This window comes from Halomonas sp. KG2, from assembly GCA_030440445.1.
Lineage (GTDB): Bacteria > Pseudomonadota > Gammaproteobacteria > Pseudomonadales > Halomonadaceae > Vreelandella.
On record CP098528.1, the window covers coordinates 3,388,690 to 3,405,326 of the forward strand.

The 16,637-nt window shown below is 52.6% G+C and carries 16 protein-coding genes; 13 read left to right on the forward strand and 3 right to left on the reverse strand.

The window, feature by feature from the left end:
* Positions 1-65 precede the first annotated feature (65 nt).
* A complete protein-coding gene (fabF, locus tag NDQ72_15790) occupies positions 66-1,331 on the forward strand; it encodes a beta-ketoacyl-ACP synthase II (GenBank protein ID WKD27498.1) in 1,266 nt (421 codons plus the stop codon).
* 106 nt (positions 1,332-1,437) lie between these two features.
* Here fabF and NDQ72_15795 read toward each other — a convergent pair whose 3' ends face one another.
* The gene (locus NDQ72_15795; protein ID WKD27499.1) at positions 1,438-1,857 is read right to left on the reverse strand and encodes a MarR family transcriptional regulator; all 420 of its coding nucleotides are present in this window, start codon (positions 1,855-1,857) and stop codon (positions 1,438-1,440) included.
* A gap of 86 nt (positions 1,858-1,943) precedes the next feature.
* Between NDQ72_15795 and NDQ72_15800 the strand changes: the two genes are divergently transcribed.
* The 3 genes from NDQ72_15800 (at position 1,944) to NDQ72_15810 (ending at position 3,882) form a co-directional block, all read left to right on the forward strand.
* Complete coding sequence (locus NDQ72_15800) at positions 1,944-2,312, forward strand: VOC family protein (protein ID WKD27500.1); 369 nt, start codon at positions 1,944-1,946, stop codon at positions 2,310-2,312.
* A 4-nt stretch (positions 2,313-2,316) separates the two neighbouring features.
* On the forward strand, positions 2,317-2,649 hold the full coding sequence (locus tag NDQ72_15805) for an EVE domain-containing protein (protein ID WKD27501.1): 333 nt from the start codon (positions 2,317-2,319) through the stop codon (positions 2,647-2,649).
* A 429-nt stretch (positions 2,650-3,078) separates the two neighbouring features.
* Positions 3,079-3,882 carry a helix-turn-helix domain-containing protein gene (locus NDQ72_15810; protein ID WKD27502.1) on the forward strand — a complete coding sequence of 268 codons (804 nt, stop codon included), beginning with the start codon at positions 3,079-3,081 and terminating at the stop codon, positions 3,880-3,882.
* On the opposite strand, the gene NDQ72_15815 is transcribed toward NDQ72_15810, so the two are convergent.
* Entirely contained in the window at positions 3,879-4,487 is a 609-nt protein-coding gene (locus NDQ72_15815; protein WKD27503.1) for a TetR/AcrR family transcriptional regulator, read from the reverse strand. The genes NDQ72_15810 and NDQ72_15815 overlap by 4 nt on opposite strands.
* Before the next feature lie 217 nt (positions 4,488-4,704).
* Between NDQ72_15815 and NDQ72_15820 the strand changes: the two genes are divergently transcribed.
* From NDQ72_15820 to NDQ72_15840, 5 genes are all read left to right on the forward strand, one after another.
* Entirely contained in the window at positions 4,705-5,907 is a 1,203-nt protein-coding gene (locus NDQ72_15820; protein WKD27504.1) for an efflux RND transporter periplasmic adaptor subunit, read from the forward strand.
* Positions 5,904-9,002 carry an efflux RND transporter permease subunit gene (locus NDQ72_15825; GenBank protein ID WKD27505.1) on the forward strand — a complete coding sequence of 1,033 codons (3,099 nt, stop codon included), beginning with the start codon at positions 5,904-5,906 and terminating at the stop codon, positions 9,000-9,002. The genes NDQ72_15820 and NDQ72_15825 overlap by 4 nt, the downstream gene beginning before the upstream one ends.
* The gene (locus NDQ72_15830) at positions 9,002-10,426 is read left to right on the forward strand and encodes an ATP-binding protein (GenBank protein ID WKD27506.1); all 1,425 of its coding nucleotides are present in this window, start codon (positions 9,002-9,004) and stop codon (positions 10,424-10,426) included. Before NDQ72_15825 ends, NDQ72_15830 begins: the two co-directional genes overlap by 1 nt.
* 16 nt (positions 10,427-10,442) lie before the next feature.
* On the forward strand, positions 10,443-11,162 hold the full coding sequence (locus NDQ72_15835; GenBank protein ID WKD27507.1) for a response regulator: 720 nt from the start codon (positions 10,443-10,445) through the stop codon (positions 11,160-11,162).
* A gap of 148 nt (positions 11,163-11,310) precedes the next feature.
* Positions 11,311-12,330 (forward strand): lipoprotein signal peptide, encoded by a 1,020-nt coding sequence (locus NDQ72_15840; GenBank protein ID WKD27508.1) that lies wholly within the window; start codon positions 11,311-11,313, stop codon positions 12,328-12,330.
* On the opposite strand, the gene NDQ72_15845 is transcribed toward NDQ72_15840, so the two are convergent.
* The gene (locus NDQ72_15845; GenBank protein WKD27509.1) at positions 12,327-13,430 is read right to left on the reverse strand and encodes an AraC family transcriptional regulator; all 1,104 of its coding nucleotides are present in this window, start codon (positions 13,428-13,430) and stop codon (positions 12,327-12,329) included. The two genes, NDQ72_15840 and NDQ72_15845, sit on opposite strands and share 4 nt — an antisense overlap.
* Before the next feature lie 152 nt (positions 13,431-13,582).
* On the opposite strand from NDQ72_15845, the gene NDQ72_15850 reads away from it, so the two are divergent.
* Genes NDQ72_15850 through NDQ72_15865 form a run of 4 tightly spaced genes read left to right on the forward strand, consistent with a single transcriptional unit; the run spans position 13,583 to position 16,636 of the window.
* On the forward strand, positions 13,583-13,936 hold the full coding sequence (locus NDQ72_15850) for a DUF805 domain-containing protein (protein ID WKD27510.1): 354 nt from the start codon (positions 13,583-13,585) through the stop codon (positions 13,934-13,936).
* 13 nt (positions 13,937-13,949) lie between these two features.
* On the forward strand, positions 13,950-14,597 hold the full coding sequence (locus NDQ72_15855; protein ID WKD27511.1) for a hypothetical protein: 648 nt from the start codon (positions 13,950-13,952) through the stop codon (positions 14,595-14,597).
* Positions 14,566-15,267, forward strand: a complete 702-nt coding sequence (locus NDQ72_15860) for a response regulator transcription factor (protein WKD27512.1) — start codon at positions 14,566-14,568, stop codon at positions 15,265-15,267. Before NDQ72_15855 ends, NDQ72_15860 begins: the two co-directional genes overlap by 32 nt.
* A complete protein-coding gene (locus NDQ72_15865; protein WKD27513.1) occupies positions 15,260-16,636 on the forward strand; it encodes a sensor histidine kinase N-terminal domain-containing protein in 1,377 nt (458 codons plus the stop codon). The genes NDQ72_15860 and NDQ72_15865 overlap by 8 nt, the downstream gene beginning before the upstream one ends.
* Position 16,637: the final 1 nt, after the last annotated feature.

Sequence of the window (16,637 nt, forward strand, 5' to 3'; positions counted from 1 at the left end):
AAATATTATCTTGATCATATACTGCCCATTGCTAGGGTAACCCTATCAATAACTCAGGAGTCGCTATGCACTCACCTATCGTGATTACCGGCATGGGTATGGTCAGCCCGCTAGGCAACAGCGTCAATACGACTTGGCAGCGGCTGATTAACGGCCAGTCTGGCATCAGCACCATTGACCGCTTTGACACAAGTCATATCCCGATCAAAATTGCCGGAGTGGTGCCGAGTATTGACCAAGACCCCACCGGCGGTATTGATCTGAATGAGATAGCCGACCCCAAAGAGCAGCGCAAAATGGACTTGTTCAGCCTCTACGCATTGGCGGCAGCCAAAGAGGCGCTATCGCAGGCCAACTGGTTCCCCGTTGAGCAGGCCCAAAAACGCAGAACAGCCACCATTATTGGCTCTGGCATTGGCGGCTTCCCGACCATTACACAAGCTCAAAAAACCCTTGCTGAGCGCGGCTATCGCAAACTCTCCCCCTTCACGGTACCCGCCTTTCTGGCCAATTTGGCTGCTGGTAACCTGTCCATTCGTTATGGCTTTCAAGGCCCTCTCGGCTGCCCAGTGACGGCTTGCGCAGCAGGCCTACAGGCGATTGGCGACGGTATGCGCATAATACGCAACGGCGAAGCTGATGTTGCCCTCGTCGGCGGCGCCGAGGCGTGTATTGACCCGCTGTCACTTGCCAGTTTTAACGCCCTAAAGGCCGTTTCCACGGAAGCAGACAACCCTGAACGCGCGTCCAGGCCCTTTGATAAAGCCCGTAACGGTTTTGTGATGGGAGAAGGCGCTGGCGTTATGGTGATCGAAACACTTGAGCATGCGGTCGCGCGGGGCGCAACGCCGTTAGCGATCATTAGCGGCTACGGCACCAGCGCGGATGCCTACCACCTGACGGCAGGCCCAAAGGATGGGGCCGGCGCTGCAGCCGCGATTCAAGCGGCGCTAGGCATGGCGAACCTTTCTACTGATGCTATTGATCATATCAATGCCCACGCCACCTCGACGCCCGTTGGCGACCGAGCTGAAATCGCCTCATTGCGTAATGTATTCGGTGAGCGCTTGCTTGACATCCCTATTTCGGCAACGAAAGCCGCCACAGGGCACCTATTAGGCGCAGCAGGGGGCATTGAGAGTATTTTTTCTGTATTGGCAGTCAGTAATCAGCAGCTTCCCCCCACCATCAATCTTGAGCACTGCGATGATGATATGCAGGATTTAACCTTCGTCACGGCGACTCATCAGAAGCACGTTACTAAGCATGTATTGTGCAACGGATTCGGTTTCGGTGGCGTCAATGCAGCGCTGATTATCAGCACTGTCTAGACGGTTTTAAGAGCCATTGTTAAGGCCGAGCGAAGCTTCATATTTAAGCTTTCGCCGGGGTGTCTTTATGGTATCTCATACACTTGCGAAGCCAACGACTCGGCTCCTATTGAATTAGGTTGTTCAGGCATAGTTTCAGATCGGCCGCCAGACGTTCTCGTGCAGGTTGGGATAACCCTTCTATCATGATCTCTTCAATAGCCTCGACCAGACAGTGAGCTTGGTCGAGGACGGCCCGGCCCGATGCTGTCAGTCGGGTCTGAATAATACGACCGTGTTCAGGGTGGGAACATCGCTCTATCCATTCCTCGCACTCAAGGCCTTTGACCAACTGCTGCATTGTCTGGGGCGTGACGAAGCAGGCACGGGCCATCTCGGCATTGGACATTTGATCGGACCGCTCCAATGCACTTAGCGCCGCATATTGGGACGTCGACAAATTGAGATGGCGCAACTCGTTGTCCATGCGATGACGGATAGCTTGTTGCACACCCTTGATGAGGTAACCGATGCGGTGTTCGACCACAGTGCCTACTCCTGGGATTGCATAATATAAGGAACCTGATATCGTATCAGCTTCCTTATATTTGCATAACCAGGAGTTTAAAGCCAATGCCACATGTCACCGGCCCACAATTTATTGCCCTGCAGGTCGAAAATCTGGAGGCAGCGAAACAGTTTTACACAGAACAGCTAGGATTGATTCCCACAGACCAGGGGCCGGAGCACGCAGTGGTATTCCAGACCCTCCCCATCCCTTTTGCACTTCGTACTCCCAACATCAATCTAGCAGACAGCCCTCGGCTGGGATGGGGCGTAGCGCTTTGGTTGGGGTGCGAACAGGCAGACAGTCTGCACGAGCGTCTACGGGATTACGGTTTGGAGATTGTTGAGCCCCCCTTTAATGGCCCATTTGGACGAACCTTCAGTTTTGTGGACCCGTTTGGCTACCGATTGACGCTGCACGGTACGCCCGGGTGATCACATGACAACACGCTACTGGATCGTAGTCGCCTCGCGCGACCACGCAAAAACAGGAGAGCACGGCGGCTTTGTTCAGGCCTGTCACGGAAAGAAAGGACCGATCAGCCGTATGAACGCGGGAGACTGGATGGTGATGTATTCACCAAAGGTTCACTTTAACGCCCGTGAGCCCTGCCAAGCATTGACCGCGATCGGCCGATTGAAAGGCACCAATGTCTACCGACATAACATGGGAAACGGCTTTGTGCCCCATCGGCGCGATGTCGATTTCCAGCCCTTGCCGAGAGGTGCCAATCCGACCACTGATCGACGACCTCGAGTTCATCAGCAATAAACGGCACTGGGGAGCGGCTTTCAGATTTGGACTAAGGGAGATTCCTGAGACCGATTTTCAACTGATCGCCATCCGAATGCTGGGTCAGTCGGTCGTTTAAGCGGGATATCACGTCAAACGACTCCTTGCAAAACACCAATGCCGATTTTGCACACCTACCTATACTGCGAGTAGCGATTACTGATAAAGATGGCGTATGAACTGGGTAGGAATACCTGTGAGCGCATTGCGCTGGCACGACAGTCTGCCGGTGGCGGTTCCAAACAATGAAAAGGCGCCACACCGGCACTGCGGGTGTCCATCATCTGGCCTCGCAAGATTCTAATTAAAATCAGACCTGATTGACGTGTTACGTGGCTATTGCACTATGAAGAGCGAAGCGTCACATTAGCCGCACCGTCGCCGACTGAGAACGCTGAAACCGCTCCCATGCATGATGATTTTGTGGCCAATTTACGCCTGCTATGCAGCTACTATCCGTCTATTGCGGACGTTTGCCGCCGCTTATCCATTAACCGCGCTCAATTCAACCGCTACCTCAGCGGTCGCTATTACCCAAGCCACGCCGCGCTGCAGCGTATTTGCCACTTTTTTGGGGTAACGCCAGAAGATATCGCGCTGCCTCACCACGACTTCCGTGCGCTGGTGCAAACCGGACAGCTCAACGCAGATAGCTCACCGAACACACTCCCCTGGCCTAATGCGTTGATTCAGCGGGGTAGCGAAGGTATGGAGCGTTATCTAGGTCGCTACTTCGAGCTTTACCACTCAATGTCGCGCCCAGGGCATTTGATGCGCACGTTGGTGTGCCTAGAAGCCAGAGAAGGAGGTGTGGTGTACCAGCGCACCGAGCGTATGCAAGTCGCTCTGGGAAAGCGGCCCTGTCATAACCGGTACGTAGGAACTGCCGTTAAGCTTGCAGACCGACTATTTTTGGTTGACCACGAGACCCTCAATGGCCATGAAATCACCCAAACTATTCTGTTTCCCAGCTACCAAAGCCAAGTCACACGCTTAACCGGATTGAAAATGGGGGTGGCTGATAACAGTGAGCGTATGCCCTGTTGTGTGCGAGTGGTCTACCAGCGCTTAGATGAACAGATAAGTTTGCGCTCTGCGTTGGCTCAGTGCGGCCTGCTGTCACTGGACGACCCGTCGCTAGATGATTCGCTGCTGGCAGCCGTGTGCAATGATGTGGCTAGCGGAGAGCACCATTTTCGCGCGCGTCACTAGCGGCTTGCTTCGCAGGACGCTGATGGCGCCAGCACATGGGCAAATAAAATCGACTCAAAGTGCTCCATAGGAGCGACTGACTTAAGCGTTTTAGCGCGCAATATAGCGCCTTCCCAGCCCGACAATATAAAACTAGCCAGGGCTTCTGGAACCATCGCCTTATCGATATCATTCTGATTTTGCGCTTCTTTCAGGCAGACGGCTAAACGCTTCTCCCAGCGCTGGAACACCAAGTTAAGTGCATCACGGAAGGTGTCACTCTGCCCCGAAAGCTCCTGACCCAGGTTACCAATCAAGCAGCCAGTGGTGTGGTCGCAGTCCAACATATGCTCACGCCCTGTGGCGAAGTAACGCCGTATGCGCTCTAGCGGCGGCAACGAAACGTCTTCAAACAGTGTTACCAAGCGTTCATCATACTGACTGGCAAAGCGCTCGATCACCGCTAGCCCAAAATCTTCTTTGCTGGAAAAGTAGTGGTAAAACGATCCTTTAGGCACACCACAGGTTTTTAAGACGGCATTAATACCCGTCGCATTGTAGCCCTGCTGGGCAATCAGCTCGGCACCGGTTTCAATTAACTTATCGCGAGTGGCGGTGTTTTTCATGACGTCACATTAACCAGTGAATTTAGTGCTTTGCAAAATAATAATGACAGGTATTGTAGGCCCGTCGGCGGTTAAACCGCACGATGCAGCGATGCTTAATGGGTTGCACACTATTTGCACATTACTTACCTAATCATTGCTTGCGTATCGGTGATGCTAGCATGATACGCCATTTTCTCTGGAATTTTCGCCCTTAGCCAACGGATGCCGCGCGGTAATGACCTCCCCTCACTTTCACGCACCTTCTCAACAAGGCCGTATCGGTTTCGGAGCCTTGGCAGCACTACTGGTTTTCGTTGGCGGCTTAACCTTAGCTTGGTGGATTATCAGCCAGCCGCCTCGCGTTGAACGCCGCCCGCCACCACCCGCAGCGCCACCCTTAGTGGATATCATGACGACTGAAGAGCGCCTGCAAGCGCCCATGCTTAACGGTTTTGGTCGAGTAGAAGCTGAGAAATCCACCATGTTAGCCAGTCGGGTGGCTGGTCAGCTAGAACGCTTTGGCGAAGGCGTTCTACCAGGTCAGGTCGTCGAACAAGGAGCGCCGGTTGCTTATATCGATCAGGCCGATTTACGGCTGATTCTCGAAGATGCTGAAGCGCAGTTGGCCAACGCGCAGGCGCAGTTAGCGCTAGAGCAAGCGGAGCAACAGCGCGCCCGAAGTGAGTATGAATCTTTTGGCCGCCAACTCAGCGCTGAGCGCCGTGCATTGGTGCTCCGTGAACCACAGCTACGCCAAGCTCAAGCGCAATTAACGCAAGCACGCGTGGTGCGGGACCAAGCGGCGCTTAATCTTGAGCGTGCCACGTTAACTGCCCCTTGGCGAGCCATGGTGCAAGATCGCTTGGTTGGCGCCGGAACCCTGCTAAGCCAGGGTACTGAAGTACTCAGCTTGGTCGGCGTCGAACAGTTTTGGGTTCGCGCTTCGTTGCCGGGGGATATTTTGGGTTGGCTAACGCCAGGCAGCCGCGTCACGCTTACCAGCCAAGGCTGGCCGGAAGGAGCAAGCAGAGAAGGTAACTTAATTTCTATTCTGCCAAACCTGGAAGAGAACGGCTTACAGGCGCAGCTTTTGATCGCCGTGAATGACCCGCTGTCGCTAGAGCAAGATGGCCCTGCGCTGCGTCTTGGCGATGTGCTGCGTGTTGCCTTTCATAGCACAACCCAGGAACCGCTCATCGCCTTGCCTTCTGCCGCATTGCGTCCCGGCGAGCAGGTATGGTGGGTAGATGATGAAGATCGCCTACGCAGCACCCATGTCACCCTGGCCTACCGCGGTCAGGAAACGGCGCTGGTACGCAGCGGTTTAGTCCCCGGACAGCGGGTGGTTATTGCTGGCTTGGCGCAACCTCGTGAAGGCCAGCAAGTCCGCATTCGTCAGCGAGGCGATACGCCAGCCAGTGATGAGGAAAGCCCATGATTCGCCGTGGCCCACTCGCCTGGATGGTCGACCATGGCGTTGCCCCTAACCTGATGATGGTGCTGTTTATCGTTGGCGGCTTAATGGCATCCTTGGCCATCAAGAAAGAGGTTTTCCCGGAATTTGAAACGGAAATCATCCAAGTTAGCATCAGCTACCCCGGTGCCACACCGGAAGATGTTGAGCAAAGTTTGTTACTACCGGTTGAAGCTGCCATTGCTGACGTGGAGGGCATCGATGAATTAACCGCCAGCGCTGGCGAAGGTAGCGGCGTGGTCAGCGCCACGTTGATCGATGGCGTTAACGTGATGCGAGCCTACCAGGACATCCAGCAAGCCGTGAATGCCATCACCACCTTGCCTAACGCTGCGGATCCACCGCGCTTTACCCTAGCTGGTCGCTCTCGTAGCGTGATGAGCCTACAAGTGTATGGCTCAGTTAGCTTAGCGGCACTCCATGACGCCGCGGAGGATGTACGCGCAGAACTACAGGCCACTAGCGGGATTTCCCGAGCAGAGCTCTCCGGCAACCGGGAACGTGAAATCCAGGTGCTTGTGGATGAAGAAGCTATTGAGCGCTTTGGGTTAGACCATCAGCAGCTTGCCAGCCGAATTGCCGAAGAAGCGCTCGACCTCGCCAGTGGCCAGCTCACTACCGCCGAAGGCGAGTGGTTGATTCGCTACCAGGGACGCCGCAATAGTGCGGATGAGTTTGCCGCACTCCCCATTCTCACCACTGCCCAAGGTTCACCCGTTGTGCTGGGCGATATTGCTCGCGTAAGCGAAGGATTTGCTGAAACCGATCGCGAGGAGTTCTACAACGGCGAGCAAGGCTTATCGGTGGATATCTATCAGATTGGCGATCAAACGCCGACGAGTATCTCTCAAGCCGTTTACGGTGAGCTGGAGCGGCTGCGCAATAACCTACCTAACGGGATACGCCTGGATGTTTCCAGAGATAGCTCAGAAATCTATGAAGACCGCCTGAACCTACTGCTAAAAAACGCCTGGATGGGCTTGGCACTGGTGCTAATTCTTATGGCACTGTTTCTTGAGGCACGATTGGCCTTCTGGGTAACACTAGGCATCCCGACGGCATTTTTGGGTGCGATGCTGTTTCTGCCATGGGTTGGCGTCTCACTCAATATGATGTCGATGTTCGCCTTTATTATTGCCCTTGGCATCGTCGTGGATGATGCCATTCTGGTTGGTGAGAATATTTACAGCCACCGAGAACAGGGCTATTCACTGCGCGATGCCGCGGTGAAAGGTGCTCAAGAAATCGCCACACCGCTTACCTTTGCGATTCTGTCTAATATTGTTGCGTTCCTGCCACTCCTGTTTTTACCCGGCTTTTTAGGGCTTATTTTTGCTACCGTTCCAGTGGTCGTTACCACGGTCTTTATTATTTCCCTGGTGGAAGCTCTATTTATACTACCCGCCCACCTCGCCCACGCCAGCAAACCCCGCCAGACACCCGTATGGCAACGCCCTATAGAAGCTGTTCGTATGCGCATGCAGAAGGGCTTGCATCACTTTACTTACCATCAGTTTGAACCGTTTTTACAGCGCGCGCTTACTCAACGCCTGCTGACAGTATCCCTAGGCGTCGCCTTGCTATGTGTCACGCTTGCCTGGGCAATGAGCGGTAGGCTTGGCTTTTCACTTATGCCCAGGGTGGAATCGGACCAGGTTCAAGCCAGCGTTACCCTGCCGATTGGCAGCAATATTAGCGTTAGCCGCGAACTGAGCCAGCAATTGCTCAATGCCGCCGAGCAACTTAGCGAACGCGAGGCAACCCTCAGCTTTAGCAGTACCCGCAGCAGCCTGGATGGTGAGAGCCTGCAAGTGCGCCTGGATATCGCCAGAGAAAGCTTAGATGCCTGGCCTCCATCTCGAATTGCCCAGGAGTGGCGCGACTTAACAGGCGACTTAGTCGGCGCGCAATCAGTGCGCTTTGAGTCAGACTTCGGCGGCCCCGGTAGTGGTGCAGCGCTGAGCCTGCGTTTATCCCACCCAAACACCCAAGTGTTAGAGGCGGCCGCTGCGCAGTTGGCTGAACAACTGGCCGAATATGGGCTAACCGATATCGACAGCGGACTGGGAGACGGCAAACCGCAGCTTGAAATGCGCCTGTCTGCTGAAGGGCGCGCGTTAGGGCTAACGGGGAGCGATCTAGCCCAGGCGCTACGCGGCCCGCTACAGGGTGCTACAGCCATAGAACAATTTATTGGCCGCCGAGAAGTCAGCGTTGAGGTACGCCTGCCGGAACAAGATCGCGATAGCCTCAATGAGCTTTATCGGCTGCCGATCCAGACGCCTGACGGCCTAAGCGTTCCGCTGTCACGCGTTGCAGACATTACGTTAAGCCAAGCTTCTAGCAGTCTTCAACGTATCGATGGTCGGCGAATCATTACAGTGACCGCTGACTCAGAAGGAGATCAAGCAATTAACCAAGTGCTCGCCACGCTGCAGGAAGATGTTTTCCCCACGCTTAGCAATACCTGGGCAGGGCTTGAAGTGAGCATGGGCGGTCGGCAGCAAGATACCGCCGACAATTTAGCCACACTTCGCAACGCCATGTGGTTAATGCTGGCCGCGCTATATGCATTGTTGGCTATTCCTTTCCGGAGTTACTTTCAGCCACTGCTGGTACTGGCCGCTATTCCGTTTGGTATTGTCGGGGCCGTTGCAGGCCATATGCTAATGGGGTTCGGACTATCGATTATCAGCCTACTCGGTATGCTGGCACTTTCGGGCGTGGTAATTAACGATGCCCTGGTACTGATTGATTATGCTAACCGTAAACGTCGTGAGGGCATGGATGCCCGCGAAGCGATTGTCGCCGCGGCGACTCGCCGCCTACGGCCAATTATGATGACCACACTCACCACGTTTTTAGGCTTGGCGCCAATGATTCTAGAAACCTCTCGCCAAGCGCGCTTTATGATACCCATGGCCATTTCGCTAGGGTTTGGCATGCTATTCGCCACGGTTATCTTGTTACTGGTAGTGCCCTGCCTCTATTTGGGTTTAGAAAACCTACGCGAACGACTCAACAAACCACCCCAACCAAGCCATGAAGGAGCCAGCTAATGAAACCGCTCGCTTCGCTACGCCAGTGGCGCCCTTCTCGACTGGGTCTAAAGCTTTTTGTGGCTATTTTAAGCGTCAACGTAGCCATTGCAGCAAGCGTGTTTCTAGCAGTGACTTACAGTATTGATCGCGGCTTTTTAGAATATCTCAATCAAGCCCAAGAGCGGCGCGCTACGCTGCTGGCGGATGGGCTAATTACTCGCTGGGAAACCCAAGGCAGTTGGGAGTGGTTGGAGCAATCGCCAGAACGCTGGCCCTATATTGTGCGCTTTGAGCTTGGCCAGGCACACCGTGATCGCCCTTCTCCTCTCGGCGAAGCTCAGGACTTCGCTTTACGCAATAGCGATGGCCGATTCGTCGTCCCGCCTGTTGAGAGCGCACGCGGCTCAAACGGTTGGCGGTGGCTCACCCTGTATAGCGACGTGACCTCAAGCGGAAACAATGAGGCGATTGGAGAGCTGGGATTTCGTCCTCCGCAAGATATGATGGAGCGTATGGAAAGTCGCTTTTTAGAGCGCCAGCAGCGCAATTTGGTACTTATTGTTGTTTCTCTTGGTTTAGCATCGCTGTTACTGGCAGGAGGGCTTTCCTGGTGGCTAGGCCGACGCACCCGAGCTTTGGCAGGCGCAACGCTGCGCTTAACCGAAGGTGATTATCACACTCGGTTACCAGAACGCGGAAAAGATGAACTTTCCAGTTTGGCACGCGATTTCAACGTATTGGCGGCCACCCTAGAAGCTAGCCGTGACGCCAGAGCACGATGGGTATCAGACACAGCGCACGAGCTACGTACCCCGTTGGCAGTCCTACGTGGTGAAATCGAAGCGATGCAGGATGGGATTCGTCCGCTAAACCAGGAAAATCTTAGCTCACTGGCTCAAGAAGTGTCTCAACTGGAACGGTTAGTCACTGACTTGAGGCTGCTTTCGCAAAGTGATGCAGGCGCATTAGATATTCAGCTAGCGCCGATGAACCTTAGCGAAAGCTTGAAAGGCCGTTTATCCGATGCCGACCGCTGGCTAGAAGAGAGCGGCCTGACCCTGTCAAGCCAGCTTACCTCCGATATCATGATACAAGGGGATGCCCAACGCTTACGCCAGCTCTGGAATAACCTGCTGGATAACAGCTGCGCCTATACACAACCACCAGGAGAGCTACGGGTTTCATTAACCTGCGAGACTAACCATGCTGTGATTACTTGGGAAGACAGTTCCCCAGGCGTGCCTGAAAGCGAGCTTTCACGCTTAACTGAACGCCTATACCGCGTGGAAGGCTCACGTAACCGCGCAAGTGGCGGCAGCGGGCTGGGGCTCTCTATTGCAAGCGCGTTAGTCAATGCCCATGGCGGAACGCTTTCGCCTGGCGTTTCTGAGCTAGGCGGCCTGAAATGGACGCTGCGCTTTCCGCTACTTATTGCCTCTTAATCTAAGCGAGCTGACTATGTCTGAGAATAGTTCACCCCAAGACGCCTCACTGCTCATTGTTGAAGACGAGCCTAAAATTGCCCGCTTAATGGCGGACTATCTGGAAAACAATAATTTTGCTCCGACCATAATTGCCAACGGCAACGACGTTATGCCCTGGCTAACCCAGCACGTTCCTGCATTAGTACTGCTAGATGTCATGCTTCCTGGTAAAGATGGACTAACGCTGTGTCGAGAAATCCGTCAACACTGGCCTAACTTACCCATTATTATGGTGACCGCGAAAGTCGAGGAAGTTGATCGTTTACTGGGCTTGGAGCTAGGGGCAGACGACTATGTTTGCAAACCCTTTAGCCCCCGCGAAGTGGTTGCCCGCGTAAAAGCTGTATTACGCCGCAGCCAAGCCGCGGCGCAAGTCGATGACGCCTCCGACACCACCCCACAAGCACCAGTGACACTCGATGAAGAGGGCTGGCAGGCGCTTGCCAATGGGCACGACCTTGGCCTCACTGCCGTAGAATTCCAACTATTGCGCGTCATGATGCAGTCCCCGGGACGTATCTTCAGTCGCGAGCAGCTAATGGATCACATGTACCGGGATAACCGCATTGTCTCGGAGCGTACCGTGGACAGCCACATCAAGAAGCTACGCAAAAAAATCCATGAAGCACTGCCTGAGCTAGAGATTATTCGCTCCGTTTACGGGGTTGGATATAAATATCAGCCTGAGGGATAGTCGTCGCTCCTCGCTAGTTGAAGCTATTCCAGAAGTAGTTTAGCGAGCTTTAGACCCACTGTTTCGTCCTTGATCCTGTTTTAGGTCGTTGCGTGTCTTGGTGTTCCCCATAGTGATGAAGTTGGTAATGACTATGAGGAACAGTGCGATGAAAATACTGCTGGGTTTGATGTTATTGATGCTTTGTATGACGGGCCAGGCATCTGCACAGTCGGCGGTGGGCTTTGATCAAATTATCTTATACGCAGACAGTGATCGCCCATTAGAAACCAGTGTTTGGTATCCATCCCAAACGACTTCTCTAACTGAAAGGGTGGCTGACAATCCAGCGTTTTTTGGTACAGATGCCATACGAGGCGGCACCCCGTTAGCGGGTACCTTTCCGTTGGTTGTAATCTCACATGGTTATCGTGGCAACTGGCGTAATCAAAGCTGGCTAGCTACCAAGCTGGTGCAAGAGGGGTTTATCGTTGCCTCGCTTGATCACCCTGGCACCACGAGCTTTGATCATTCCCCGCTAGCTGCCGCTCAGTGGTGGCAACGACCCCACGACCTGTCGCGCTTATTGGACTGGCTGTTAAAAGAGTCCTACCTGCTGCCATATATCGATACGCATAACATTTCAGCCATCGGCCATTCACTGGGCGGCTGGACGGTGATGTTGTTAGCAGGCGCGCAGTTTGATCGTGACCAATTAACATCAGAATGCTTAATCAAAGAGAACCTGCGAGTCTGTGGCCTCATGCCAGAATTGGGTTTAAACACCCCCCAAGCAGGCGAACCCACGGGCAGCCTGAGAGATGATCGAATCAAGCGTGTTGTCTCCTTAGACCTGGGGTTGGCACGCAGCTTTTCTCGTCAGAGTTTGCAATCACTCACGACGCCTACGCTCATCCTTGCCGCAGGCGTAGATATAGGTGACTCACCACAAGCAGAGGAGTCTGGCTTTCTGGCGCACTACATTCCAGCGCGTAAGCAAAAGTACATTGTTTATCCCGATGCGGCGCATTTCAGCTTTATGCAACGGTGCAAACCGGGGGCGATTGAGCTAATCGAAGAGCAAACGCCGGGTGATGGCATTATCTGCCTAGACGGTGATGGCCGCTCACGGCAGGAACTTCACCACATCATCTATCAAGATATTCTAGCGTTCATTGGCGCCCATTAGGCCATCCCCTTATCCGCTGTTTCGCGCCGAAACGCACTGGGCGTTTGGCCGGTGACCCTGGAAAACTCTCGATTAAAGTTAGATTTGGTCTGAAAACCCGAGTCTAGGTAAATCTGGGTGATGCTGCTATCTGTGGTGGCTAATAATGTTTTTGCCCGTTCGATACGGTATTCGTTAACCACTTGAGAAACGTTACGTCCATAAACCTGGTTGATCGCGGCAGATATCTGCCGCGCCGGGATGCAAGCTTTGCGCGCTAGCCGGTCTAAGGTCAGATCGGGATCGAGAAACACTTCTTGAGTAGTGAGCAACACGTCTATCTTGTGAACTATGTTTTCTACATTCAGGTTTTCTACATTCAGGTTTTCTGCATTCTGACCCTCTCCCCCATCGTCATTGAACTGGTTGTGAGGTTGGTCTTTAGGCGCTTCTACAGGCGCTTCTTTGTCATCTTGAGAGGGTATTTCGTTAATCCTTGGTGCGATGCTCAAGCTCACCATAATCACCGCAATGGCGAGTATTGGCAGCAACACTGCATGGCCAATAGTGAGAATAGTCAGCGCATGAGCACCCGCAAAAAACTCAAAATCAACGACTAGCGCGCCATCAATACACGCCGACATCAAAAGCATCACACCCGCCATGCGTTCTGCTTTTAACGCCTTGTCGATATCGGAAAAGCGCACTTGCTCGGGAGGGAGTGACGTTTTAAACGAAGCATGAATTAACGCGGTACCGTATCCCACATAAAGAAGCGTCAACATAGGGTCTAGAGGCGGACGCCAGAATGGGTACGTCAGGGAGCCTAAGGTAACCAATACGGGGGGTATTACATGCCAGATTCGCAGCCTATAGCGTTGATGTGCACTGGAAAAGCAGTACCAAGCCGTAATAGGAATACAGGACGCCAAGATAGGCTGTAATAAGCGCAACAGCGGCCAATCAAATGTCCAACGTAGACCTACCACCGTCGTTGTTAACGCACATAGGGCGATAAAAACAAACGCCGATGGCGTGGATTCTTCACGGCGCATAAACAACAACACCGCCAATATAGACAACAGCAGGGCCACCACAAAAGGCAATGGAATAGCGATCATTTCCGTTCCGTTGGGTTTATTGATCTTTGCTTAACGCTCGTCATTTTGTCCTACATCCCTTTCCTGGACGTCCTCGAACCTGATCGAGGACGCAGGCACGCTCACTAAGACGTACTTTTTACGCATCAACAGCCGCTGGATAGGAGAAAAGTATGCACTGGTATTTTGATGCTTGGCAGCGTTACGCACAATTTTCAGGAAGGGCATCACGAGAAGCTTTTTGGATGTTCTTCCTAGTGAACAGCCTTATATTGATGGCGTTTGTTTTAGCGGAAACCTTCTATCAATCGACATGGAAAATAGAAGCGATTTACAGCCTAGCGATTTTTCTGCCCCTGTTGTCTTTAACCGTGCGAAGACTGCACGACACTCAGCGTTCTGCTTGGTGGTTGTCAGTGGTCTTGATTCCCGCCATCGGCATGGTGATGTTGCTCATCTTACTAGCCTTGCCGAGCAAGCTACCTATCAACGATATGGATTATCCACAGCATAGTAATACGCTTTAAGTTGGAGAAGACAATGAAAGGTGTTAATAACCTGCCGCATTTATTTACCCTATTGTGCACACTGTTAGTGCTTTTAACGTTGCCAGCTTACAGCCATGCTACTAATAGCACAGGCTCGACGGAGCAAGATGAGCGAGTGATGCCGGATGACATAAAAGGCGTGGTAATCATTGAATCACCAAAAACAGGCACTTTATTACAGCTGCGAGGTATTGCCGGAAGAGGCATGCTCATTAGCAGAGAAACGCTTACCCAACAGCAAGATGAAGCCCACTGCGTATCTGTACCGATGCGTTTCGCCGCGGGTGACTTTGGCGGTTCTAGCATCGGAGTTCGCTCAGCAGAGCCGATTCAGCTAGTGATTTATGACGACGAAGTCATGCAAAAACTCACCGCAGGAGACGAAGTTGTCAGTGAAGACTACGACATCACAGGTCAAAATGAAGCCAGGCTGGGTGATATCAAAATCATATCTGGCTTAACACTCAGCTACGGCTTCGTGCTCAACCCAGGCGAATGGTCTTGGTTGTCAATGTTCGGACGGGCTCAAGATGAAGTGAGCTGTGAGCGTCTCAATATCAATGACACTGACCCCATTGATAGCGCACTGGGTAACAACAGGATTGCTTATGAAAGTGCTAGTAGTAGAAGACAACATTAATTTAGCTAACTCTATTGCAGCCACTCTACTTGAGGCTGCCTTTAGCATTGATGTCGCCGACAATGGAAGAAAAGCACTCCATATGCTTGAGCAAGGTGGATACGATCTGTTGGTGTTGGATCTCGGCCTACCTGAACTGGACGGCATCTCCCTACTGCGCAAGCTACGTCATCAGCAGAATACGATTCCTGTCTTAATCATCTCAGCAAGAGACAGTCTTGATCAGCGCATACATGGCCTTGAAGTAGGTGCAGACGACTACTTATGCAAGCCTTTTTCACTGGAAGAGGTCGCAGCGCGGGCGCGGGCATTAGTACGACGTGCCAAACACTTTGGTGGAGAAACGCTACAATGCGGGCGCTTAGAGTTTCTCCCCGATGCCATGGAGCTGCGCCTAGATGGAAAACCTTTGCTATTGCACCGCCGAGAGTTAGAAGTCATGGAGTACCTGCTGATAAACCAAAATCGCCTCGTTAATAAGGATCAAATTATCGACCGATTATCTACCTCCGATGAGTCGGTTAGCTACGCCGCAGTAGAAACGTACATCTCCCGGATTCGTAAAAAAATTGGCTACGATTTCGGCTTAAAAACGGTACGCGGTCTGGGCTATTACCTGGAAGCTAAAGACTGCGAACCTAAAGGCGTGAAAGCCCCTGACCATGAATAAACGCCAATCGATCCGCAGTCGGCTGCTTTTATGGATTGGACTACCTTTCACCGCCCTCGCGATCTTGGCATTGATCTCTAGTCACCTGCTGTTATCTCGGCAAATTAATGCCACCTTTGATGACCTGCTACTTAACGCAGCCCAGCGGTTGGAGCGTCGAATTTACACGGTGGATGGTGAGCTGCGCATCAATATGCACTATTTCAGTATCAGTACACTTGGCAGCAGAGGCGATGGGAAAATATTCTATCGCATTAAAGAGTCTGAAGGTGGCATGATTGCAGGCTTTAGCGGTTTATCAGATCCTCCCAGAACGTCTCAAGAACCCATTTTCTATGACGTAGACTATGCCGGCAATGCATTACGCGCCGTGGCGCTTACACTGCCCTTTTACCGAGGTGGTGAATCGGTAGACATTGAAATAGTGGTAGCCGAATCAAAAGAAGCGCGCCACACGCTCACTAATGACTTTATGGTAACGCTTTCAGGGTTAATGGCCGTAACAGGCCTACTGGCAATTTCCATTGCCCTATTAGCCATTCATCTAAGTCTGGCGCCTCTCAATACAGCAAGCCAGGCGTTGCGACAACGCTCACCCAATGACTTGCACCCCTTGGATGATGCCGCTCCCAAAGAGATCTTACCGCTCATCCAGAGTATTAACCATTTGATGCAGCGTATGCGGCGCAGCATTGAAAGCACTCAACAGCTCAATGCCGATGTTTCGCATCAGCTTAGAACGCCCATTTCAGAGATTCGCGCTTTAACCGAGGTATCGCTTAAAACACCCCTTCCCTCACCAGCGCAGACTAATCTAAAAGAGATTCAACGCATCACCGAACATGCCAGCCACACCGTGAAGCAACTGCTGAAATATGCCAAAACACGCAGCGAGTTGGTTGATATATCTCACTTGGAGAACGTCGATTTAGTAGCGATTTGTCAGGAAGCCTGCGCTCAGACTGCCCCCACTATCTATAAGCAAGGCCAAGAGCTCGCATTTGAAAAACATCAAGCGATACCTAATGTCATTGGTGACCCTATTTTGTTGCGCTGGTTAGTCACCAATTTAATTGAGAATGCCAGCTTGCATGCAGGTGGAGAGCATGTTTACCAAGGCGTCATCACCGTTGCACTAACGGCTGACGTAGGCCAAGTACTATTAACGGTGAGCGATGAAGGGACTGGCGTAGATGAAGCACAAATCTGCAAATTGACCGAACGCTTTTTCCGCCACAACAAACACTCTTCTGGTAGCGGGCTGGGGCTGGCCATTGTAGAGCAGATTGCGATCACTCATTCGGCACAACTGTCTCTGGGCAACCGACCACAGGGTGGGTTTAAAGTCTCTGTGACATTCTCTACATGAC

What these genes read in the sequence shown, in the direction of transcription:
- fabF (WKD27498.1), top strand. Translation starts at nt 66, where the DNA reads ATGCACTCACCTATCGTGATTACCGGCATGGGTATGGTCAGCCCGCTA.
- NDQ72_15800 (WKD27500.1), top strand. Translation starts at nt 1,944, where the DNA reads ATGCCACATGTCACCGGCCCACAATTTATTGCCCTGCAGGTCGAAAAT.
- NDQ72_15805 (WKD27501.1), top strand. Translation starts at nt 2,317, where the DNA reads ATGACAACACGCTACTGGATCGTAGTCGCCTCGCGCGACCACGCAAAA.
- NDQ72_15810 (WKD27502.1), top strand. Translation starts at nt 3,079, where the DNA reads ATGCATGATGATTTTGTGGCCAATTTACGCCTGCTATGCAGCTACTAT.
- NDQ72_15815 (WKD27503.1), bottom strand. Translation starts at nt 4,487, where the DNA reads ATGAAAAACACCGCCACTCGCGATAAGTTAATTGAAACCGGTGCCGAG.
- NDQ72_15820 (WKD27504.1), top strand. Translation starts at nt 4,705, where the DNA reads ATGACCTCCCCTCACTTTCACGCACCTTCTCAACAAGGCCGTATCGGT.
- NDQ72_15825 (WKD27505.1), top strand. Translation starts at nt 5,904, where the DNA reads ATGATTCGCCGTGGCCCACTCGCCTGGATGGTCGACCATGGCGTTGCC.
- NDQ72_15830 (WKD27506.1), top strand. Translation starts at nt 9,002, where the DNA reads ATGAAACCGCTCGCTTCGCTACGCCAGTGGCGCCCTTCTCGACTGGGT.
- NDQ72_15835 (WKD27507.1), top strand. Translation starts at nt 10,443, where the DNA reads ATGTCTGAGAATAGTTCACCCCAAGACGCCTCACTGCTCATTGTTGAA.
- NDQ72_15840 (WKD27508.1), top strand. Translation starts at nt 11,311, where the DNA reads ATGAAAATACTGCTGGGTTTGATGTTATTGATGCTTTGTATGACGGGC.
- NDQ72_15845 (WKD27509.1), bottom strand. Translation starts at nt 13,430, where the DNA reads ATGATCGCTATTCCATTGCCTTTTGTGGTGGCCCTGCTGTTGTCTATA.
- NDQ72_15850 (WKD27510.1), top strand. Translation starts at nt 13,583, where the DNA reads ATGCACTGGTATTTTGATGCTTGGCAGCGTTACGCACAATTTTCAGGA.
- NDQ72_15855 (WKD27511.1), top strand. Translation starts at nt 13,950, where the DNA reads ATGAAAGGTGTTAATAACCTGCCGCATTTATTTACCCTATTGTGCACA.
- NDQ72_15860 (WKD27512.1), top strand. Translation starts at nt 14,566, where the DNA reads ATGAAAGTGCTAGTAGTAGAAGACAACATTAATTTAGCTAACTCTATT.
- NDQ72_15865 (WKD27513.1), top strand. Translation starts at nt 15,260, where the DNA reads ATGAATAAACGCCAATCGATCCGCAGTCGGCTGCTTTTATGGATTGGA.